The following is a 21,136-nucleotide window of genomic DNA, read 5'->3' as shown; positions in this document are numbered from 1 at the left end:
ATCCTATGCTAGGACTGTCCCTTTACGTGATTAAATGCTTGCTGTAAATCTTCAATTAAATCTTCAGCTTCTTCAATCCCAACCGAGAAACGTAATAAACGATTACAGACACCATTAGCAATCCGAATTTTTTCAGGTATGTCCATATGAGTTTGTGTAGCTGGATATGTCATAAGACTTTCGACTCCTCCAAGACTTTCAGCAAATGAGATTAGCTTTAATTGTTGTAAAAATGGATTTACCCATTCTTCCTGTTCAATTCGAAATGAAATCATTCCACCTTTCCCTGGATAAAGCACCTCTCTTACACCTTTCTCTTGCTCCAAATAATGAACGATCTTTTTCGCATTTTCTTGATGTTTGTTCATTCTTAACCCTAATGTCTTCATCCCTCTGATTAGTAACCATGAATCAAAAGATGATAGTATCGCACCTACACCATTTTGATAATAAAAGAGTCTTTCACAAAGAGCTTCTCCTTTTGCGACGATCAATCCAGCAATCACATCATTATGACCACCTAAATATTTTGATGCGCTATGAATAACGATATCAGCACCTTCCACTAACGGTTGTTGTAGCAGTGGTGTATAAAACGTATTATCGACAATTAATAATAAATCGTGCTTTTTCGCAAAAATAGCCAATTCACTAATGGATGCTTCTTGCATAAGTGGGTTTGTCGGTGTTTCAATAAAGAGCGCTTTTGTTTTATCAGTTAAGCAAGCTTCAACATTACGAATATCACGAGGATCGGCATATGAAAAATTCAATCCCCACCTATTCCAACCTTCTTCAAATAACCGGTATGTTCCACCGTATAAATCTTTCGAAGCGATAATTTCATCCCCAACCTCGAATAATGAAAAGACAATTTGAATAGCTGCCATTCCTGAACTACAGGCAAAACCTCTGTCTCCTTTTTCTAAACTGGCAATAGCGTTCTCCAATACTTCTCTTGTTGGATTCCCTGTACGAGAGTAATCATATCCTGTTGATTCTCCGATACCTGTATGACGATACGCTGTAGAGAAATAAACAGGAGTATTAATGGTTCCTGTGGGATCTTTTGAGCGGTTTCCAATTTGTACGAGTTCTGTACGCAAATGCTTGTTATTCATCAACATAACCCCCTAGTCAAATAAGACAACTCAGATTAATTTTTTTTTTAGTAGTCTCATCATATTTACTTGTTTGTAGAACACAGAAAACACCTTCTTCAAGTAATAAGAAGAAGGTGTTTGTTTACATTTAATCAGCTCTCCTTCTTATCTCTCAAGTTAATTTCAACTTGTTGGAATTAGCACCTGACCTAGTGGCTGGTTGCTGAGACATCATAGGGCCATTCCCTCCGCCTCTCGTGATAAGAATCATCATATATTGTTTTATTAAAGGTACAACACTTTCGTTAATTTTGCAAGACTATTTCGTTTTCTTTTTTATTCGGGACTTGCATCTGTGTGTAATTGCTGATCATTTCCACATACACATCGTTTAAAGCCCGTTTCAAACTCACCTTGATCATTTAAATAACCACGTAAAATATATTTTTCACCACAATTTAAACAGCGTATAACAACTCGATATCGCTCTCTTTGCTGCATGATTATTCCCCTTTCTTAAACATCTAATTGATGAGCTCGTTTTACCTTTGTTAATGCTAGCCACCATAATAACAGCATAAATGGAATCATCCCAATTAGAAAGTATATATCGAATAATACTAAAATGAAATCATATGTTCCATGTAACAAAAACGGAAATAATAAAGCCAAAAATAGATACAAACGTTTCTTTGAATGCTCAATCTTACTTCGTCCAAAGTAATAACCCATTATGACCCCATACAGAGCATGACTCGACACAGGAAAAATAGCCCTTCCAAGAGCAAAATCAAGGCCATTCGCTAATAAGTAAAAAACATTTTCAAGTGTGGCAAAGCCGAGTGATAACGCGACACCAAAAACAATTCCGTCATATCGTTTAGTAAATGTCGTATGTTGATAAGTAAAAAAATATAGAAGAAACCATTTAAAAAATTCTTCAACAAATCCATATAAGATAAAAGTACGAAGAAAAGCTTGTTGAAAATAACCTTCTGTTAAGAAAGCATATTGTAATACCATAACCGGAAACACTAAGAGCGCACCAACAAAAAATGTCCTAAAAATAAAACCAACTGTTGTATCACTATAATGATTTCTTAAATAAAAATATGATAATAAAGCCATTCCCGGAGCAATAGCTGCTGTAATAAGTGCAATCATTATATGTCCTTTCTCTTTTATCTTAAGCCTTTGAACCTATGATTATTCGACTTTGAAAAAACCTGCAGAAAAAATGCTTCATAATCTCCTCATGTTAATCATTATTCTGCTATGATATATACGTTCAGTAATATCATTAATCAGAACTGTTAGAGGTGTATAAATTGAAAAAAATACTTATTCTTAATACTGGTGGAACGATTGCGATGCAAGAAGGTCCAAATGGTACAATCTTAAAGCAACAGTTAAATCCATTATATTCCACAATTGAATCTCTATCAACAATAGCTTCTGTTATCGTAGATGATTATTTAAATATTCCCTCTCCTCATATGACTCCTCAAATAATAGGACAATTAGCAAAACATATGAAGAAACGAGTTGAAAAAGATCAATTAGAAGGAATAGTTATTACTCACGGAACTGATACTCTTGAAGAAACAGCCTATTTGCTTGATTTATTATTAGACTGGGACCTCCCGCTAATTGTGACAGGTGCGATGAGATCAAGTAATGAACTTGGCTCAGACGGTCCTCATAACCTCATTTCAGCTGTTAAAGTAGCTGTCTGTAAGGAGGCTGAAGGAAAAGGTGTTCTTGTTGTTTTAAATGATGAAATTCACACTGCAAAAAACGTGACGAAAACACATTCAAGTAATATCGCTACATTTCAAAGCCCCCAATATGGGCCGATTGGGATTGTGACAAAGCGCGGAGTTATTTTTCACCACACGTTAACGAATCGTGAATCGTTTAATTCGACTCAATTAAACAAGAACGTTGCCTTAATTAAAACCTATACCGGAATGGATCCTTGCATCATCGACGCCATTCATAAGACGAATATAGATGGTTTTGTGATCGAAGCATTCGGCCAAGGTAATGTACCTCCTGAATTAGTTAAACCTATTCGATCACTCCTATCTAACAATATTCCTGTTATCCTTGTTTCACGTTGCTTTAGTGGTATTGTTCAAGATATTTATGCTTACGAAGGAGGTGGCAGAACATTAAAAGAATTAGGAGTCATTTTCGCAAATGGCTTAAATGGACAAAAGGCTCGCTTGAAATTAATGGTGATACTCGAACAAACAAGTGACTTATCTCAAATACAAGCTTTATTTGAGCAATAAGCATAATAAATGAAAGTATAATTTAAAAGTCTTAAGAAGGGGAAGTACCCCTCTTAAGACTTCTACATTTACTGATTATGAAATAATATGATTGGCAATAACCTCTCCATGAAAACGTCCATTTTCAATAAAAATCTCATTAGCATTGTTGCCCGCAGCGATTACACCAGCAATATAAAGTCCATTTATATTTGTCTCCATTGTTTCTGGATTATAATAGGGACGTCCCGTTTCCACGTCTACGTTTACTCCCATCGCTTGAATAAACGAATGATCAGGATGATAACCCGTCATTGCAAAAACGACATCAGCTATAACCTCTTGCTTCTTACCTTCTTTTTTATATACGACAGATGACTTTGTAATCTCAGTTACTTCAGCATTAAATTCCATTTGAATAGAGTTATTACGAACTAACGAATCAAATTCGGGTAAAATCCATGGCTTTACACTTGTTGAATAGTCGTTACCACGGTATAGGTTCGTTACTCGTGCACCAGCCTTTTGTAGTTCTAGCGATGCATCAACAGCTGAGTTCTTCCCGCCTATAACGACAACATCCATATCAAAGTACGGGTGAGCTTCCTTGAAATAATGATGGACATGACTGAGGTTTTCACCTGGTATATGAAGCATATTAGGAGAATCATAATAACCAGTCGCCACAATAACTGATGTTGACTCATAACACCCTTTTGAAGTTCTTATATTGAATAGTCCTCCCCTTTTTTTTACTTCTAATACTCGCTCGTATTTATTAATGCGGATCTCTTTTCTTTTCACTACATCACGATAGTACACTAATGCTTGATTTCGTCTAGGTTTTCGTTCCTCTGTTAGAAAGGCTACACCACCAATCTCAAGCTTTTCACTCGTACTAAAAAACGTTTGATGAGTGGGATAGCGATAAATAGAGTGAACAACGTTTTCTTTTTCAATGACTAACGTGTTAAGCCCTTTATTTTGACAAGCGATGGCTGCTGATAGTCCACATGGGCCAGCACCAATAATAATGACATCTTCTCTTTTCATGAATAAACCACCTACATAAAAAGGAGTTGCCAGTTTGAATGGCTTCTCCTTTTTTTAATTTATTATATCAAACTAATGGCAACCGCGAAAACGAGATGCTTCAACGATTGAACGCAAACTATACATAAACGAAGCTAAACGCAAGTTAACTTTACGTCTAATTGCTAATTCATAGATATCTTGATAGGACTGAGTCATTCTCTGTTTTAACTGTTGCTCTACTTCCGCTTCTGACCACCTTAACCCTTGCTTATATTGCAACCACTCTAAATACGAAATGATGTCTGTTCCAATACTTGCAAGAACGTGAGGGACTATAAATAATTCATTTTGATTAATACTTGGCATATCAGTCAAGGATAGTGAATGGTTTGTCACTTCAATAACAATCGAAGCAGCTAGGTTCTCAATTTGTATCGGTGTTACTTGCTGCTGCTCAGTTGCAAGTAATAATAAATCACATTGTTTTCCTTGTAGTTCTTCTATCTTTAGTGTGTTTTTAAATAATTTCGTTACGGTTCCAAAGCTATCCCGTCGGTCTAATAAATAATCAATATCTAAACCATCTTCATCATATAGTGCTCCGTAACTATCTGAAACGCCAATAACAGTAGCCCCTTGTTGATGTACATATTGAGCAAGAAAGCTTCCGACTTTTCCAAACCCTTGAATGATCACGCGAGTTTCATTTAACTCTCGTTTGTTATAGTTTAACGTTTCATTTAATGTTGTAATAATACTAATTGCCGCTGCTTTTTCACGACCATATGTACCGCCAATTTCTAATGGTTTACCTGTAATCGCACCAGCTGACTCCTTATCAAAGTAACTTAATTCATCATACATCCAAGACATCATCTGAGTATTCGCTTGACCTTCAGACGTTAGGATATCCTTACTTGTACCGATAGTCTCATACATTCTACGTATATATAGCCTACTTAAGCGTTCCATTTCACGATAAGACAACTCACGTGGATCGCAACTAATTAAGCCTTTTGCTCCACCAAATGGAATGTTGGCAACTCCCGTTTTAATACTCATAATCATTGCTAAAGATTCTACATCACTTTCATTATAAGTAGGGTGACAAATGACACCGCCCATTGTAGGGCCTTTATATAAATGGTGTTGTACGCGATATGCCGTGTATAACCTTGTGGAACCATCATCTAACTTCAAAGGTAACGTCACTTTAACAAGTCTTGTTGGCTCCATAAATTGTAAGTATTCTTTTTCTGTATATCCTAACTTATTAAACGCAATCGTAAATTCTTCTTTAGTTGTAAAAAGTACGTCATTTTGCTCCGTACTTCCCTTTATCTTTGACATCTCCTTATTTTCACCTCAAAATGTGTAATTCACAAATCAGTATTCACCTCAATCTAATATAATCAATGATCCTGATAATTTCCATACTAAATTAAAATTTTTACAATTTTATTTATGAAGAAGGACATTTAAATAAAAAAAGAGACTGATTTTGCTCAGTCTTCTTATCAATGATTAAAAAAATGCGTATATAACAATTGTATCGCATTATGTTCCATTAGACATTTCCCATATTCTTGTACACGATATATCGAAACCGTTGCAGGTGAGCCATATTCAGAAAGAATAGCGACAAATGTTTCTTCTAAGTCTATATCAACGTCAAACTCTTCAAACGCTAAATAGTAATGACCTTCAAATGTATACAGTGTACCATTCACTATACCGAGATTGTACAAACGTTCAGCAAGTAAAAGGACACTTTCAATATCATCAAATACGTAATAAAAATCCTCTGTCTCATCAAGAGTGACTTGCATCTCAATATAACCATCATCAAGGTCTTCGTTAGACCATTCATCCACTTCACATTTTGAAACGACAATTACCATCCCTTGCGCCGGCATGGCATATACTTCAACAGCAATTGGGCCATCTATTTTAAATCCTAATTCATCATCAGCTTCTAACATCATTTCTCGAAATAGGTCATGAACTTTAGGCAAATCTTGCCAAAGATCATCTTTAGTTAACCCTCGTTCATTCATATCATCATTTGATAAAAATGCTTTAAATTTATTCGTCGTTAACCGCTCAAGGCGCAATATCCTCACCCTCCTAACATTCTGCCAATTTCGATTCACAGCCTTCATAGTATACGGTATGACAAAACTGAAAAGAAGGTTCGCAATTGAAACAGGAATCATTGTTCATGAAGTTTAAATACTTTACGTTAGTCTCTCCTATATTAACTAAAGTATGTTCAGACCAACATTAAAAATTGTCATATCAAAAAGGTGAGTCCCATATTAAACATCAGACTCACCGAAATGTTATGATCATATTCTTCTTAACCGTTTTGTACTTATACTAATGGCTTCATTTCTTCCTCAATACCTATTTCGAAATTCCCACTCAAGTAGGATAGCGCCGCACTCCCTAACGCTTTCGCTGCAATTAACATGGCTCGTTCATCTATATCAAACTTCGGGTGATGATGAGGGTAAGACGTACCTTCCATATTTCCAGCACCAGTAAAAAAGAAGACACCTGGAACACGCTGCAAGTAATAAGCAAAATCTTCTCCACCCATAACTGGAGCTATTTCTTCAACTTTAACTTCATTTAAATTATTTTTCATGATTTTACTAAACTGCTTAGTCATAATAGAATCATTGACAACAGCTGGATAGCCCTTTTCATAATTAAATGTGTAATCTGCATTCATCGCTTCACATATGCCTTTAATGATTTGCTCCATACGATTAATCATATTGTTTTGAATATCTTTATCAAACGTTCGAACTGTACCTACTAGCTTCGCTTGATCAGCAATAACATTAAACGCACCGCCTGCTTGAAAAGATCCAATTGATAATACTGCTGACTTTAATGGGTCTATATTACGACTAACAATCTGTTGTAGTTGTTGGACGATTGATGCGCCAACTACTATAGCATCAACGGTTTCATGCGGGCTTGCACCATGCCCTCCTCTACCGTGTATCGTTAAGTGGAAACGGTCAGCTGAGGCCATAATAGCACCTGAACGATAACCAATACACCCATAGGAGAATGAACTCCAAATATGATTGCCAAAAATGACGTCTACATCTTCTAAGCAGCCATCTTTTATCATCTCGATTGCCCCTCCTGGAGCTAATTCTTCAGCAAATTGGTGAATCAAAACAATAGTCCCCTGTAATTCAGAGCGAATTTCGACTAATGCTTTCGCTAAAACGAGTAATGTAGCAGTATGTGCATCATGTCCACAAGCATGCATCACACCAGGTACCTTAGAAGCAAAAGGGAGATTCGTCTCTTCTTGTATTGGCAACGCATCAAAATCTGCTCGAATTGCAACCGTCTTTCCTGGTTTCCCACCCTTTATGTATCCAACTATGCCACGACCACCAACATTTCTTTTGACATCTATTCCTATACGTTCTAAATAATCAGCAATCATTTTAGGAGTTTTGATTTCCTGAAATGAAAGCTCAGGATATTGGTGAAACTCCCTTCTCAATTCAACCATATCTCCATATAATTCATCTAATCTATGAAATAATTGCTTCTCCATTCGTTCACCTCTCCTACTTAAAGCGTTTCAGTTACTTGAAATACTTACCCAAAACGTTTTCTCTAATAAATTTTAGGAACAATGTATAATAAATTTTTTAAAAAAAGAAGCTGACTTCCCTTTGGTTGTCAACTTCTTTTCTCGTCATTCTTATTCAGAGTGTTCAGATAGCTTTAACATATAAATAGCCATAACCACAGCTAGTGCTAATGCCATAAAGCCAAAACCAAGAATCCCAGTTAATTGTATTGCTGACATCTACCTCACTCCTTACACCAACATTACATACATTTATTTTTATTTATTATATCACAACTATTTATTTTCTTAAAAGTCCGATTGTGACAATATAAGCAAAATCACAGAGCGTACTTTTATCATTGTTTAAGGTATTTCATGGGCTTAACAAGTACCTTACATGATTCATTTATTTTTAGTATTTATATTGTTTTATTTTTACGAAATCGCTATACTAATAAAGGTAAGTAACCGTTTTCATAAAAAGGGGGATCATTTGATGCGATTAAAAAAGGTAAAAAAATTCACACTGGTCACTAATAATGATATTTCCTATAACTACCGGCTTGGACTTCCGATTGAAGTTTATTGTATACGAAGTAAAAAAACGATAGCATTTGGAAGAATTGCTTTCTTTAATGATAACGTTATTATCATTCGCCGCCACTCATATGCAAGGTCGTCTTATCTATTTTTTGGTGTCAATCATTTAGAAAAGAGTTCATAATCAATTATTTGTAATATAAATTAATGTCATGCTCGGCTTTCATATAGTGAAAAACATGATCCCTTGCTAACCATTGAGTATCATCTTCCCAAAGCTCAGAACTACGATTCATTAATTCTTCTCGAAGCTCTTCGTACTCCTTTTCAGCCTTTGTAACTTTTTTATGAAAATATTGAACATATATCAAGCTTAATCCAGTCAGTAGTAAAACCAATAAAAAAAGCGAATTATTTAGCACACTCGTTAATAACGATTGATAGGAAGAGCTAAGCCGTTGAGTAAATTCAATGTAACAGACTAACAACAGTAACGATAGCAATATTAAAGTAAGATAACCACTATATCGATTATATTTTTCTAATTTCTTAAGTTTTTCTTTTCGTTCAATTAATTCCTCCAACATCACTTTAACAACTGGACTACTATAGTCATTTTGAATGTTCCATTCCTTTAATCCGCCCAATGTTGATCACCTCATTACAATGTATGTCCAATGAGCGTATGATAGAATGGGTTAAAGCCAATTTGGTAAAACTAAAGCTGCTACAATTAATAAAAGAAACAAAATTAGAAAAAGACGAATCAACACAAAGCGTACCCTCCACTTAGGTTTTTTATTTTTCTTTTCTCGTTGCTGACGCTTATGAATTGAACTACGTGGAGGTAAAGACGACATTTCGTTTTGCTTCTCTTGATATTCTCCTACTTGCTCTCTCAATTTTTCTGCTTGATCATCTAAGTTCTTATTCATATCTTTTCCCTCCTAGCTTTACTTGTTTATATTGTTATGTTGTTCCATGAAATCAATTTGTGTAAAGTATTTCATTTATACCTTAAACACTGCCTTTAAATGCTCCTGCCATGTGGAATCTTCTTGTGAATGTTCACGTTCTTTTTTTCGATTATAAGCAGATAGTGAAAATGAACAAATATCACAACACGCATACCCGTTCTCTCGTACTTTTTCTTCTGAGAAATAATGTAACAATACGTTTCTTCTACAAGATGTGCTAGTTAAATACTCTTCTGTTTTTTTCCATTTCGCTAATTTTACTGCCATTCTTTTCTGTTGTGATTTCAGCATAATTTTCGTCATTTCATCTATTGGAAAAGGAGAAATAATCATATTATTAATAACATTTAATTGTTCCAACTGAAATACCGTTAACCTCCAAGTCGTATCCGAACAACCAGTTTCTACTAGAAGGTCCTCCACTGGTACTTCATTAATTTTTCTGTAATGTGAAATACGATGCAATAGCAGTGATAACTGCTCCATTGTAACGGTATCCCTTTCAATTAGACTCTTTGCCAATGCTCTATCATCCTCACAAAAAAAGGAAATAGCAATACTTGGTGCATAATCTCTTGCTGCACGCCCAATTTCTTGAACATAAGCTTCTAGCTCTATAGGAAAGTGAAAGTGTAACACATAGCGAATATTCTTTTTGTTGATACCCATCCCAAAAGCACTCGTGCAGCAAATAACATCTAGCTCTTCGTTCATAAATTGTTGTTGGATTAGGATTCGATCCTCTGTTGATAAACCACCATGATAATACGCCGCGCGTTGATGACCCTCTTTCTTTAACTGCTCACACATCGACTCTGCCCATAATCGACTTGAAAAATAAATCATTCCAGGCCCTTCTAATTGATGAATGAGCTTTTTCGTTTTTTCTATTTTTTCCTCTGTTGAAACACAGTTCTCAACTGATAGCACAATTTCAGGACGATTGATCGATTGAATAAATCGCTTAGGATTATGAAGCGATAATTGAGCGATAAGATCACGTTGAACTTCTTTTGTAGCTGTAGCTGTAATGGCTAAACACGGTGGACTACCTAGATGTTGAATAACATCCCCTAACCTTAAATAATCAGGTCTGAAATCATGACCCCACTGAGAAATACAATGTGCTTCATCAACGACAAACAAAGACACCTGCACCTGTAACATCCGACTTTTCAAATGTCGATGCTGTAACATTTCAGGTGATACATACACTAACTTATATCGCTGTAAATTATTAATAACTCGCCTTTGGTCTTCTTTTCGCATAAAACTGTTAATGGCTACCACTTCTTTAATACCACTAGTTCGAAGTTCTTGAACCTGGTCCTCCATTAACGATAGTAATGGAGAAACGACAATCGTTATACCATCTAACAACAACGCCGGTAATTGATAACAAATAGATTTACCTGTTCCAGTCGGTAATATAGCTAACACATTACGCTTCGACATAATGGCACGTATAATAGGTTCTTGGTCATTACGAAATTTCTCATAACCAAATTTCTTTTTTAATACTTGCTCAAGACTCATAGCGCACCTTCCTTATTGCTATAACAAGTCGAATCATAAAATATGTAACAGTATCATTTAACTGCTCTTTAATGACTCTTAATTTTGTTGTTCTTAATTGATTGATACATTGAATAATTTCATTTTCTTCTTTTTCCGTAATAAATAATTTGTATGGGAAAGGAACATCTGCATAGGCCATTTCAACAATATGATCTTCTATCGTACTTTTTTTTAATTGTCGAAGCTTCATGATATCATTTAAACTAAGCCCCTTTTGTATGAGTTCATACGTCTTTTTCGTTGAATCTGTAAGCATAACCTGACCCTCAATTTCGTTTACAAACAGGTGTAGCATTGGATAAACTGTTACATTTTGAGCCAAGTTACATATTTTATGGATGACAGATATGTGTAATAGAGCAACGATATCCTCAGAAGTCGCCATTACTTCAGCTATTTGTTTCTTTGTTTTGCCTATATGGTTTTTACTCGATAATTGATAAGTAAAAGCTTCTGCTTGCTCTGTTTCACAATCATCTAATATCGATTTTAATTCGTTATGTAATTGAACAAATTGTTGTTTCTGTATCTCGGAATCTTTCGGCAGGTTTTTCTTGACCCACTGTTGAACCGAATACCTTTGTGTTAAAGGGTAAAACTTCGATTCTTTTGACATTAAAAAAGACAATGATTGAATGTAAAGTGCTAGCCTTAACCAAACAATATCCGACCATTTGTGGTACTTCCACCCATTTAAATCATGAGCAAAACCGTTTGTATCTTTTTTTTGTTCATATGTTTGTATACCGAATTTAGTTAATTTCACACGATCATTGTTGATCTTTTCAATATAATTGAGATCAATCAATTTCTTTACTTCGAAAATAAAATCGTCTCTTGACCACTTTGGAAATAGACCAAAATAAGCAGATATCATAAATAGAGCATGGTCTTGAATGGTTTGAGATGATTTTTTTCCTTGCAATACATGATAAGCACCAAAAATAGAACGTTCTCCATTAAAAGCAGCTAATATTGATAAAATAATGTATTGTTTTCTGTCCATCTTCCATACACCTACTAACTTCATCACTTCAATTTTATTGTATCAAATTCCCTCTAATAAAAGGGACTTATTTAAGCAAATAACGGGATTACTAATCATAAATAAACATATATATTCTTAATTGTTTTTAAAGAAAATAAAAATAAAACAATTATTTTAAGACGAATATGTTGAAAAGTTCTCTATTCCGTTTTAAAATAGTTCATTAGGAAAACATTTATTCAATATGTGATGAACATTTGACAGTTGTTCAGGATAAGGTAGTATAGATATAGACTAATTGGAGGGTTATAGAAATGGCGAAATATACAATTGTTGATAAAGATACGTGCATTGCTTGCGGCGCATGTGGGGCAGCAGCACCTGATATTTATGATTATGATGATGAAGGGATTGCTTTTGTCATTTTAGATGATAACCAAGGTACGGCAGTCGTGCCTGATGAGCTAGAAGAGGATATGATTGACGCCCTTGAAGGGTGTCCGACTGATTCAATTAAAGTATCAGATGATTCATTTGATGGCGACCCACTAAAATATGAATAAATCAAAAAAGGTCATCCAAATTTCACAAACTGGATGACCTTTTTTTTATAGTATCAGTGCTTCAAGGCACAGCAAGCAATTATTAGACCATACTTCAGAAAAATGATCAGGCGATAATGGATTAACACCTACACCTACTTCAATGGTAAAACCAGGTTTACGATAATGCTGAATAAACCAATCCTTATATCCTCCATCACTCTCCGCTGTTTTAATCGGTAAATAAGAGCTTACGTAAGATAGTCTACTTACCATTTCCGCACTCACTTCTGGTTCTAAATGATTATAGCCCCAATAAATGACTTGACCTTGAGAATGAAATGACAATACATAATCAAATTGATGTTGATTCGTGTAATTGTAAATCGCTTTAGCTTCTGGTTCTGTTAATGGCTTTTGTCCGCTGTAATGTCTTGGCCATGGTACTTTCGGGCTTTCATTTGCTTCCTTAGCCCAACCAGCTGGCCATTGATGATTTAAATCCACACCTCGAATGTTACTAGACCAATGATCAAATGATCTCATTCCTTTATTGATTTCTAATACTTGACGAAAGTGCGGATGCTCTTTATAAATACCTTGTTGAACTAATTCAATTCCATCGGGATTCACGATTGGAACAACATAAAGTGTACTGTCTCTCAATAATTGCTCAACTGAATAACCATGCCACCTTTGCTGATCTTTTTGCTTCTCACTAAGTTCATATATAAAATAAGCTAACAGTTTAGAGGTAATCCATTCATTGGCATGCCACCCTCCAGAGTAAAACACTTTTTTCTTGCCAGTGCCTATTTTAAATGCGTATATCTGTTTATTCATAACTGAGTAACCAATAACATCCTTTTCAACTCCGTTTTGCTGTAACCGTAATAGCATTCCTTCTAAATCATGTTGATTAAACTCCGTTAATCCTAACCAATCCATTTGATCTTGTCTAAATGTTCCATTTTGTATGTATAATTTCATTCCAGGATAGATATATTGTTGTTCTGAAAAGATCTCACGATTAAATAATAGAATGTCGAATGGACGTATACTATATTGAAAAGCGACCTTATTAATCGTCTCTCCAAATTGTACTGTATGCATCATCACCTCTTCCCCCTCCCATATTTATATATGATTTGCCCAAATTTTTATGACTAAACAACGACCGTTATAACTAAACACCAATTGACAGAAGGTTGTGTTTATGATAAATTATCAAACAATTAGTACTATTTTTGCTTAATTTAAATAGGAAAAACTATACATAAATGAAACGATGATGAAGAAAGATAGATGTGAAACCAATATCAGAGAGCTAGTGGTTGCTGTGAACTAGTTTGGTTCCTTCTTGAAAGCCCTTCGGAGTTCATGTGCTGAACTTGATGAAATAGTAGGTACATACGGATAATCCGTTATCTTGGAGTTGATTCTCCCCGAGTTGCGTTAGCAAAAAATGAGGGTGGTACCGCGGTTTAAACCTTCCGCCCCTCACGACACACGTCGTGTGGGCAGAAGGTTTTTTGTTTGTAGCGCTTTCATTTTACTGAAAAGGCCCATTAAGGCTTTTTTATATAAAAAAAGAACGAATGAGGAGTGTAGAGTATGAGCAATCAAGCTAACAAAAATGAAGAAACGATTTATCAAATTCTAGTATCTGACAGCATGAGTAAAGAGGGTCTCTTACCATTATTAGAAAGTGATAACGTTCGTTGTATTGAGAAAAATGTGAACGATGTGGATGATTTAACTCAATTTGATGCATTACTTGTCCGAAGTGCGACTACTGTTGATGCAGAATTATTAGCAAAAATGCCTAATTTAAAAATTGTAGCTCGCGCTGGTGTTGGGGTTGATAATATTGATTTAGATGCTGCTACTAAGCATGGTGTCGTTGTCATTAACGCTCCAGATGGGAACACAATTTCAACGGCGGAGCATACTTTTGCGATGATTATGTCATTAATGCGTAATATTCCTCAAGCGTATGCTTCCATCAAAGCTGGAGAATGGAATCGTAAAGCATTTCAAGGGTTCGAATTACGTGGCAAAACTTTAGGTATTGTTGGTTTTGGTCGCATTGGTACACAGCTTGCACAACGGGCAAAAGCGTTTGAAATGTCATTACTTGTCTTTGATCCATTCTTAACGAAAGAACGTGCAGAAAAAGTTGGCGTTCAAACAGCATCGTTAGAAGAAGTACTATCACAATCAGATATTATTACTGTTCACACTCCATTAACAAAGGAAACAAAAGGCCTTCTAGGTATGGAGAATATCGCCAAAACGAAGCGTGGTGTCTTTTTAATTAACTGTGCTCGTGGTGGTATTATTGATGAGCAAGCCCTAAAGCATTATTTAGAAAATGGACATGTAGCTGGCGTTGCTCTAGATGTGTTTGAGGAGGAGCCCGTAGTTGATCATGAATTAATGTCATACCCTCGTGTCATTGCAACTCCGCATATAGCAGCTTCGACCTTGGAAGCTCAATTAAACGTAGCTGCACAAGTATCTGAGGAAGTCTTACGATTTTTACAAGGCGAGCCTGTTAGCAATTCGATCAACTTACCTACTCTTTCGAAAGAAGTCTATAGTAAAGTGAAGCCATTTTATGATTTATCTAAAAAAATGGGTAATATTCTTTCGCAAGTGATGCGAACACCTGTACAAGAAATAGATGTTTTATACGGCGGTTCTGTTACTGATTTAGAAACATCTATTATTACTCGTAGTTTAATGGCTGGTTTCCTACAACCACGTGTAGATGCAGGTGTGAATGATGTAAATGCTAGCCTCATTGCGAAAGAACGTGGAATTACATTTGGTGAGAAAACAATGAGCCAAACATATGGCTATGCCAATATCATTCATGCGGTCGTACGTGGTGAAGAGAGAACATTTGAATTAAAAGGAACGTTCATTAAAGAATACGGTCCACGGATCGTGAACATTAATGGATTTAACGTTGATTTCATACCCGAGGGTCATTTAATTTATATTCAACATAATGATCGTCCTGGTGTTATTGGTCGTATGGGGCAATTATTAGCAAAACATAATGTGAACATCGCAACCATGCAAGTAGGTCGAAAGGAAGAAGGCGGAGAAGCTGTCATGATGGTTGCAGTTGATAAATTGGTAGACCAACAAGTCATTGATGACTTACTTCAAATTGAGGAAATTCATTTTGCTGATACAATTGAATGTTAATATAAAATGATTGTAAAAGAAAATGGCGTATTTCGTCATTTTCTTTTTTATTACCATATGTAAGAGAATAACAAACCTAATTGTTCATCCCTATTTATTTGTAAAAAATCGTTCCCTTTATCGGATAGTTGAATGGTCGGATACGTTACAATAACAAATTGTTCATGGTAGGCTACATGAAAATAAAATTTATACAAATGCGCCAACTCTTTTTTACTACGTGAATTAATTAAATTAAAATTAAATGCCCGATCATAGCTTCTCCAAAATCTTGGGTGTATATCATGCTTATTTTTCATTCGTATATGACCATGTTTTCTAATCTTTTTTAACATAAAGAGAAAACCATCTAAAAATACAACATTATGACTATGAATATCAGTTTGCTCATTTAACCATTTTAATAATTCTGTCTGTACAGTCATTTCTATACCCCACTTACGCACTTCTTCCTTCACTTATTTTAACATAGATTATTTTATATGGGGGTGTATAGATGAATAGATCGCTTTCTATTCTTTCTCGATATATAGCATTTGACCAATTAAAATCTGATCAGAATCTAATTCATTTAATTCCATTACATATTCAACAGAACGTTCATATTGATTAGCGATAGCTGTTAACGTCTCTCCTTTTTCTACATTATGAACGGTACTCACCTCATATATCGTTAGCTCTTGATCAATATAAATCCTTTCGTCTTTTAAGTGATTCCATTCCTTAATTTGTTCTACAGATACACCATAACGTTGCGCTAAGCTCCATAACGTGTCGCCTTTCGTGACAGTAACCTTGTCAATGACATTCGATGAATCGTCCTCATTTCTTGTAATAGCAGATATAGCATCATTTCTTTCAGCTTCTAGTGAGGCATACATATGACTAGGTTTTTGAGACAGTACAAATAAAGGATCTATCGCTTCTGACTTATGTACATTCCAGCTTTCTAGGTGGACTTCAAAGTGTAAATGGTTGCCTGATGAACGCCCTGTCGTACCAACGGTTCCAATTAATTGTCCTTCTTTCACAAATTGTTCTTCTTCAACTAGTCGTTCATGTAAGTGAGCATAAACCGTTTCCATTTGATTATCATGATTAACAAATATCACATTTCCATATGTATCGGAATAATAAGAACGAGAAACAACACCGTCTGCAACAGATACAACTGGAGTACCCTCCTCTGCTGCAATATCAATACCATAATGAGATCCCCCCTCGTTCCGAATGTATCAGTTAATTCACCAACTGTCGGCCAAATAAAGGCTTCCTCCCACTCATAAGGAACAGCTCGATCCTCAGCTGCGAATGTATATGAAGTACTGAAAAACAAAACGCCCAAAAAGGCCATAATCCCTAACACAATACATAATCTTTTTATAAAATCCATCATCGTATCCTCCTCCATACTTGTACCATTCTTTGACAATGACTGTACTATCATATGAAGGCTTGACCGATTTTATGCTTTTTATTCAATAGCACCTGATTGAACAATGTTAATCGAAACATTCACCTCAAAATTGGCTGTAGAATATATCTCTTCTTTCCACAGTGTCGGGTTCCAATCTCTTGTTGTACTTCTATACAATTCACCGATTCCAACTGGATCAATTCCTTGATCACGGAAACGCTCAAGCATATCAAGTGTTTGGAGTTTTAATTTCTCTTCAATTTTCTGTTCATAATTATCAACGGTTTCTGGTTCGTCAAAATTAAAATCTCCACTATGATCCTGCATTTCACCATCGATATGAATATGAAATCGAAATAAAGGACTTTCTCCAGATTTATCTACCTGCTTATTTAATTGGCTATTTAATTTCTCTATCACAATATAAACAGATTGACCCTCCTCATCTTTCACCTCGAATTGTTTGATCGCTTGTTTCGTTACGGATGTAATCGTCTTTAAAATAAAAGATTCGTCTAATCCAATCTCTGAATGGTAAGATTGATCTGAAAACAAAGCAGTTCCTATTATCCGAACATGGTTTCCTTGAAGCTTTAACATTGGAGCAAATGGGTCTCGACCATCGTTGTACATACTAAAAAGAAATTCATGCATATTCGCTGAAGGTATTGTATTTAAATCCATATTTTGCTGAATAAGATCAGGAATGAAGACTCCTGCCAATTCACCTACGCCGAGTTCAGTTTCCAACATTTCTCCAGCGTTATTTCCCTTTACAATACCAATTAGCATTCGATTCCCAACGGAAGGGTCTCGATACATTGCATCTAAATAAACTTCAACGCCTTCCTTTGCCAGTTCATCACCAAAAAGCATTACTCGCGCTTGTCCAAATCGTAATGGTTTTTGAGAGCGCCTGTTCAATAAAATTTTCGTACCTTTTGTTGTTTGCCCAGTCGCTGAAATGGACCCTTGCTGTAATAAACTTTCCTCCCCTTGTTCTAGAAAAGTTGGAAAATTGACAGTTACTTTTATGTAATCTTCTTCATCAGCTTTATCTATCGAAACAATACGAATTAATGCAACCTCATCAACTATACTCGTTTCCAAACAAGCGCTTAACAATAATAAAAACAGGACTAAGTAACTAAGCCGAAGTACTTTGCCCATGTTTGTTCCTCCTTATTTTTAATGCTACCGTCTGTAATATGACTAACAATGGGATATAGACATACATAAAATAGAATCCAATCTCACCAATTATTTCATTAAATATCTTAATTTCCTGCCTTGAAGGGAGCATAATGCAAGCAATTCCCACTAATACAACAGCTATAATCAACGCTTTTCTTTGACTCATTTTAAAGACAACCTTTGCACATCGTGTAGCAGCCCATAGTAATATTCCGATATTAGGAGCGATTAAAAACATCCACATCGAAATTCCTACATATTCAAACCTTTCTAAAAAAGGTAGTTGCACAACTTTATATAACGTCAGTGTAGCCCATATCGTTTTGTTCAATTGCTCTTCACTAAAAAATGATAAGCTGACAATCATGATGATTAAATAAATGGTCGTTGTAGTGAAAACAGCCAACTGCGACCATTTCTGTGTATCTTCTTTGTTTTTTAAAAAGGGGTAAAAAAGCAAAAGTAATTCCGCACCTATGAAGCTTAAAGTTGCCTCCCTTGCCCCTAATAAAAGGTCAAAGATTGAATGTTTTAAAATCGGTAGCATGTTAATAAAATGAGCAAATTCAAGTGGTAATAACAGCATAGGAAATAGCGGAGCTGGAATGATAACTCCTAGAAAAGCTAATCCAACAACTGTTCTAAATCCTCCAGAAACAACATAGTAAAAAAATGCTACAGCAACAAGTGTAATTCCCCCATGTTGGCAAATCAGAAAACATCCACACTTGAACAACTTCGATGTACGAGCGTAAAACCGTTATAGTTATTCCAATAAAATAAACCATAGCTATAAAACTCAAGATATTCCCTAACCATTTTCCGAAAATTTGCTGATGAATACTCATTAAATCACCATTAGACCTTTTTAAAAGAAGATACATGCAGGCAACAATAATGTGGACAGCTAATCCAGATATTAATATTGAAAACCAGCCGTCATATCCAGCTTCCTTGACAATGGTTCGCTGAAAGCTCAACATACCAACTCCAACCTGAACTGAATGAATGAGAAAGAAGGCCAAAAAGCCTGACACTAAGTATTGCTCCTTAATTGGCTTATGCATATTAAGTTAACCTCCTGTCTTATTCATCAAAATCACTTTTTGATGTTGCCCTTTTAAAATTAAAACGACCGCTATCAAGAGGACGCATATATATCGGTCTTTTAGACATTCTGTTAAACGGTAAACGGACAAATGCATCTTTCCAATCGGCAAACCTGGGAGGGAATAAAGGCTCCATGTATGGACGTCCTAAAGAAGTGAGCCTAACTAAATGAATTAATACGTATAAGCCGCAAAATGCAACACCCACCCCACCAAAAAAGGCAGCCATAAACAAAATTGGAAAGCGAATAACGCGGATTGTATTTCCCATTTGATATACAGGAGTTGTAAATGATGCAAGTGCGGCTAGTGCAACAATAATTAATAAAATGTTACTTGTTAAACCAGCCTCAACAGAGGCCTGTCCTATAACAATCCCTCCAACGATTCCGATTGTTTGACCTACTTTTGTCGGTAAGCGTGCACCCGCTTCGCGTAACAACTCAATCGTTAATTCTAAAAATATCGCTTCAATAATTGGTGGGAAAGGAATATTACTTCTTGATGCAATAATGGTTGACAATAAATCACGCGGAATCAATTCATAATGAAATGTTAAAACAGCAACATAAATGGGTGTAGAAAAGATAGAGAAAAGCACAGCTCCAAACCTCAAAAGACGTAAAAACGAAGCTATTTGCCAATGTAAATAATAATCTTCTAGAGAAGAAAAGAATTCAATTAGAGTCGCTGGACCAATAATCGCATCCGGAGATCCGTTTGCCATAAAGGCTATTTTTCCTTCTGCTAAGACAGCCGCAACTCGTTCAGGTCTCTCTGTATGAATTAACTGAGGGAAAATAGACATCGTTTGATCAGTAATCATTTGCGAAAGAGCATTCGCATCAATGACTTGATCAATTTCAATTGAATTAAGTCTTTGTATGACCGTTTCGATATTATCAGGATCAGCAATACCATCTATGTACATAACCACAACCCGAGTTTGTGTTAATTTGCCTATAGATAATTCTTTTATTTGTAATTGCGGGAGAGGTAGCCGTTTTCGAATTAAATAAATATTTGTATCAAGTGATTCTATGAACGCCTCTTGAGGTCCTGATACACTAAATTCAGTTTCAGGTGGAGCAACTGAGCGATTATTTTCTTGATTTGCTTGTATAGCTAAACACTTTTCAGGCAAAGGCTGATCATAAATAATGACAAAACCATGCATAACCTTTTCTCTCAGCTCATCACTATGGGTGATCCATAGTGAATTCGCATTAGGAACAGCTTCTTTCATTTCCTCTAATGTGTACGTAGGATTTTCCTTTAAGCCTTTAAGCACATTTTCGTTTAATTCTTTATGGTCAATAAGTGGCTCATAATACGCAATGTAAACTAATTTTTCATTTAGTTTGTATTCGCTCTCAACAAAGTCCTCTGACTTTTTAAATAGGTTAATCATATTCGCTAAAGGCTGCTCTTTATTCTGACTTTTTCTATTCATAAGCCATCTACTAATCACTATGTTTCACCACCTACATATCACTGTGCTCTAACATTAGTATGAAAAAACCCTAAATGTATTATGCGTAAAAAAGA

General features: G+C 35.5%; 23 protein-coding genes, 1 riboswitch and 1 other annotated feature. Of the genes, 4 read left to right on the top strand and 19 right to left on the bottom strand.

What is annotated here, in order from left to right; all coding sequences use genetic code 11:
- Positions 1-8: 8 nt before the first annotated feature.
- The 3 genes from JCM9152_RS01500 to prsW form a co-directional block, all read right to left on the bottom strand.
- Complete coding sequence (locus tag JCM9152_RS01500) at positions 9-1,121, bottom strand: methionine biosynthesis PLP-dependent protein (RefSeq protein ID WP_035340119.1); 1,113 nt, start codon at positions 1,119-1,121, stop codon at positions 9-11.
- 144 nt (positions 1,122-1,265) lie between these two features.
- A riboswitch (SAM riboswitch) is annotated at positions 1,266-1,370 on the bottom strand.
- Between the two features lie 69 nt (positions 1,371-1,439).
- On the bottom strand, positions 1,440-1,604 hold the full coding sequence (locus JCM9152_RS22820; protein ID WP_162831716.1) for a hypothetical protein: 165 nt from the start codon (positions 1,602-1,604) through the stop codon (positions 1,440-1,442).
- Positions 1,605-1,619: 15 nt separating this feature from the next.
- Positions 1,620-2,267 carry a glutamic-type intramembrane protease PrsW gene (gene prsW, locus JCM9152_RS01495; RefSeq protein ID WP_035340117.1) on the bottom strand — a complete coding sequence of 216 codons (648 nt, stop codon included), beginning with the start codon at positions 2,265-2,267 and terminating at the stop codon, positions 1,620-1,622.
- Positions 2,268-2,431: 164 nt separating this feature from the next.
- Between prsW and JCM9152_RS01490 the strand changes: the two genes are divergently transcribed.
- On the top strand, positions 2,432-3,400 hold the full coding sequence (locus tag JCM9152_RS01490; RefSeq protein ID WP_035340115.1) for an asparaginase: 969 nt from the start codon (positions 2,432-2,434) through the stop codon (positions 3,398-3,400).
- 75 nt (positions 3,401-3,475) lie between these two features.
- Here JCM9152_RS01490 and JCM9152_RS01485 read toward each other — a convergent pair whose 3' ends face one another.
- The 4 genes from JCM9152_RS01485 to JCM9152_RS01470 all read right to left on the bottom strand — a co-directional run bounded on the left by JCM9152_RS01485 (position 3,476) and on the right by JCM9152_RS01470 (position 8,003).
- Entirely contained in the window at positions 3,476-4,432 is a 957-nt protein-coding gene (locus JCM9152_RS01485) for a YpdA family putative bacillithiol disulfide reductase (RefSeq protein ID WP_035340113.1), read from the bottom strand.
- 72 nt (positions 4,433-4,504) lie between these two features.
- Positions 4,505-5,764, bottom strand: coding sequence for a Glu/Leu/Phe/Val family dehydrogenase (locus JCM9152_RS01480; RefSeq protein ID WP_035340111.1), 1,260 nt, complete (start codon positions 5,762-5,764; stop codon positions 4,505-4,507).
- Positions 5,765-5,931: 167 nt separating this feature from the next.
- Positions 5,932-6,528: a genetic competence negative regulator gene (locus JCM9152_RS01475; RefSeq protein ID WP_035340109.1), complete on the bottom strand. Its 597-nt coding sequence runs from the start codon at positions 6,526-6,528 to the stop codon at positions 5,932-5,934.
- 260 nt (positions 6,529-6,788) lie between these two features.
- Positions 6,789-8,003, bottom strand: a complete 1,215-nt coding sequence (locus tag JCM9152_RS01470) for a M20 metallopeptidase family protein (RefSeq protein ID WP_035340107.1) — start codon at positions 8,001-8,003, stop codon at positions 6,789-6,791.
- A 517-nt stretch (positions 8,004-8,520) separates the two neighbouring features.
- On the opposite strand from JCM9152_RS01470, the gene JCM9152_RS01465 reads away from it, so the two are divergent.
- Positions 8,521-8,748, top strand: coding sequence for a hypothetical protein (locus JCM9152_RS01465; RefSeq protein WP_035340105.1), 228 nt, complete (start codon positions 8,521-8,523; stop codon positions 8,746-8,748).
- Positions 8,749-8,752: 4 nt separating this feature from the next.
- Here JCM9152_RS01465 and JCM9152_RS01460 read toward each other — a convergent pair whose 3' ends face one another.
- From JCM9152_RS01460 to JCM9152_RS01445, 4 genes are all read right to left on the bottom strand, one after another.
- Positions 8,753-9,211 (bottom strand): DUF2663 family protein, encoded by a 459-nt coding sequence (locus JCM9152_RS01460; protein WP_035340103.1) that lies wholly within the window; start codon positions 9,209-9,211, stop codon positions 8,753-8,755.
- Between the two features lie 51 nt (positions 9,212-9,262).
- Positions 9,263-9,499, bottom strand: coding sequence for a hypothetical protein (locus tag JCM9152_RS01455; protein ID WP_035340101.1), 237 nt, complete (start codon positions 9,497-9,499; stop codon positions 9,263-9,265).
- A gap of 75 nt (positions 9,500-9,574) precedes the next feature.
- A complete protein-coding gene (locus JCM9152_RS01450; RefSeq protein WP_035340099.1) occupies positions 9,575-11,077 on the bottom strand; it encodes a RecQ family ATP-dependent DNA helicase in 1,503 nt (500 codons plus the stop codon).
- Positions 11,067-12,125: a YpbB family protein gene (locus JCM9152_RS01445; protein ID WP_035340097.1), complete on the bottom strand. Its 1,059-nt coding sequence runs from the start codon at positions 12,123-12,125 to the stop codon at positions 11,067-11,069. Before JCM9152_RS01445 ends, JCM9152_RS01450 begins: the two co-directional genes overlap by 11 nt.
- A 296-nt stretch (positions 12,126-12,421) precedes the next feature.
- Here JCM9152_RS01445 and JCM9152_RS01440 point away from each other — a divergent pair, with 296 nt between their 5' ends.
- Complete coding sequence (locus tag JCM9152_RS01440) at positions 12,422-12,670, top strand: ferredoxin (protein WP_035340095.1); 249 nt, start codon at positions 12,422-12,424, stop codon at positions 12,668-12,670.
- 45 nt (positions 12,671-12,715) lie between these two features.
- Here JCM9152_RS01440 and JCM9152_RS01435 read toward each other — a convergent pair whose 3' ends face one another.
- Positions 12,716-13,765 (bottom strand): M14 family metallopeptidase, encoded by a 1,050-nt coding sequence (locus JCM9152_RS01435; protein ID WP_035340093.1) that lies wholly within the window; start codon positions 13,763-13,765, stop codon positions 12,716-12,718.
- A 163-nt stretch (positions 13,766-13,928) separates the two neighbouring features.
- Positions 13,929-14,153: a binding site (T-box leader), on the top strand.
- Between the two features lie 110 nt (positions 14,154-14,263).
- Between JCM9152_RS01435 and serA the strand changes: the two genes are divergently transcribed.
- Entirely contained in the window at positions 14,264-15,868 is a 1,605-nt protein-coding gene (gene serA / locus JCM9152_RS01430) for a phosphoglycerate dehydrogenase (protein WP_235715589.1), read from the top strand.
- 50 nt (positions 15,869-15,918) lie between these two features.
- On the opposite strand, the gene JCM9152_RS01425 is transcribed toward serA, so the two are convergent.
- The 7 genes from JCM9152_RS01425 to JCM9152_RS01405 form a co-directional block, all read right to left on the bottom strand.
- Positions 15,919-16,293, bottom strand: a complete 375-nt coding sequence (locus JCM9152_RS01425) for a hypothetical protein (RefSeq protein WP_035340092.1) — start codon at positions 16,291-16,293, stop codon at positions 15,919-15,921.
- A gap of 87 nt (positions 16,294-16,380) precedes the next feature.
- A complete protein-coding gene (locus JCM9152_RS01420; protein WP_235715596.1) occupies positions 16,381-17,064 on the bottom strand; it encodes a M23 family metallopeptidase in 684 nt (227 codons plus the stop codon).
- Positions 16,977-17,261: a hypothetical protein gene (locus JCM9152_RS23055; protein ID WP_052015461.1), complete on the bottom strand. Its 285-nt coding sequence runs from the start codon at positions 17,259-17,261 to the stop codon at positions 16,977-16,979. The genes JCM9152_RS01420 and JCM9152_RS23055 overlap by 88 nt, the downstream gene beginning before the upstream one ends.
- A gap of 81 nt (positions 17,262-17,342) precedes the next feature.
- Positions 17,343-18,455: a Ger(x)C family spore germination protein gene (locus JCM9152_RS01415; protein ID WP_035340090.1), complete on the bottom strand. Its 1,113-nt coding sequence runs from the start codon at positions 18,453-18,455 to the stop codon at positions 17,343-17,345.
- A complete protein-coding gene (locus JCM9152_RS01410; RefSeq protein ID WP_268870705.1) occupies positions 18,433-19,215 on the bottom strand; it encodes a GerAB/ArcD/ProY family transporter in 783 nt (260 codons plus the stop codon). The genes JCM9152_RS01415 and JCM9152_RS01410 overlap by 23 nt, the downstream gene beginning before the upstream one ends.
- Positions 19,121-19,546: a GerAB/ArcD/ProY family transporter gene (locus JCM9152_RS23610; RefSeq protein WP_268870704.1), complete on the bottom strand. Its 426-nt coding sequence runs from the start codon at positions 19,544-19,546 to the stop codon at positions 19,121-19,123. The genes JCM9152_RS01410 and JCM9152_RS23610 overlap by 95 nt, the downstream gene beginning before the upstream one ends.
- A gap of 19 nt (positions 19,547-19,565) precedes the next feature.
- Positions 19,566-21,059, bottom strand: a complete 1,494-nt coding sequence (locus JCM9152_RS01405) for a spore germination protein (RefSeq protein ID WP_035340088.1) — start codon at positions 21,057-21,059, stop codon at positions 19,566-19,568.
- Positions 21,060-21,136: the final 77 nt, after the last annotated feature.

Source organism: Halalkalibacter hemicellulosilyticusJCM 9152, assembly GCF_000513115.1.
Taxonomy (GTDB): Bacteria; Bacillota; Bacilli; order Bacillales; family Bacillaceae_D; genus Halalkalibacter; species Halalkalibacter hemicellulosilyticus.
Note: the sequence above shows the minus strand (reverse complement) of the source record. Positions and strands in the feature narration are given on the sequence as shown.

Bases quoted from the DNA above. Each gene is read 5' to 3' on its own strand.
- JCM9152_RS01435 (WP_035340093.1), bottom strand. From the start codon at position 13,765: ATGATGCATACAGTACAATTTGGAGAGACGATTAATAAGGTCGCTTTT.
- JCM9152_RS01500 (WP_035340119.1), bottom strand. From the start codon at position 1,121: ATGAATAACAAGCATTTGCGTACAGAACTCGTACAAATTGGAAACCGC.
- JCM9152_RS01470 (WP_035340107.1), bottom strand. From the start codon at position 8,003: ATGGAGAAGCAATTATTTCATAGATTAGATGAATTATATGGAGATATG.
- serA (WP_235715589.1), top strand. From the start codon at position 14,264: ATGAGCAATCAAGCTAACAAAAATGAAGAAACGATTTATCAAATTCTA.
- JCM9152_RS01425 (WP_035340092.1), bottom strand. From the start codon at position 16,293: ATGACTGTACAGACAGAATTATTAAAATGGTTAAATGAGCAAACTGAT.
- prsW (WP_035340117.1), bottom strand. From the start codon at position 2,267: ATGATTGCACTTATTACAGCAGCTATTGCTCCGGGAATGGCTTTATTA.
- JCM9152_RS01415 (WP_035340090.1), bottom strand. From the start codon at position 18,455: ATGGGCAAAGTACTTCGGCTTAGTTACTTAGTCCTGTTTTTATTATTG.
- JCM9152_RS01465 (WP_035340105.1), top strand. From the start codon at position 8,521: ATGCGATTAAAAAAGGTAAAAAAATTCACACTGGTCACTAATAATGAT.
- JCM9152_RS01455 (WP_035340101.1), bottom strand. From the start codon at position 9,499: ATGAATAAGAACTTAGATGATCAAGCAGAAAAATTGAGAGAGCAAGTA.
- JCM9152_RS22820 (WP_162831716.1), bottom strand. From the start codon at position 1,604: ATGCAGCAAAGAGAGCGATATCGAGTTGTTATACGCTGTTTAAATTGT.
- JCM9152_RS23610 (WP_268870704.1), bottom strand. From the start codon at position 19,546: ATGCATAAGCCAATTAAGGAGCAATACTTAGTGTCAGGCTTTTTGGCC.
- JCM9152_RS01445 (WP_035340097.1), bottom strand. From the start codon at position 12,125: ATGGACAGAAAACAATACATTATTTTATCAATATTAGCTGCTTTTAAT.
- JCM9152_RS01440 (WP_035340095.1), top strand. From the start codon at position 12,422: ATGGCGAAATATACAATTGTTGATAAAGATACGTGCATTGCTTGCGGC.
- JCM9152_RS23055 (WP_052015461.1), bottom strand. From the start codon at position 17,261: ATGGATTTTATAAAAAGATTATGTATTGTGTTAGGGATTATGGCCTTT.
- JCM9152_RS01485 (WP_035340113.1), bottom strand. From the start codon at position 4,432: ATGAAAAGAGAAGATGTCATTATTATTGGTGCTGGCCCATGTGGACTA.
- JCM9152_RS01480 (WP_035340111.1), bottom strand. From the start codon at position 5,764: ATGTCAAAGATAAAGGGAAGTACGGAGCAAAATGACGTACTTTTTACA.
- JCM9152_RS01450 (WP_035340099.1), bottom strand. From the start codon at position 11,077: ATGAGTCTTGAGCAAGTATTAAAAAAGAAATTTGGTTATGAGAAATTT.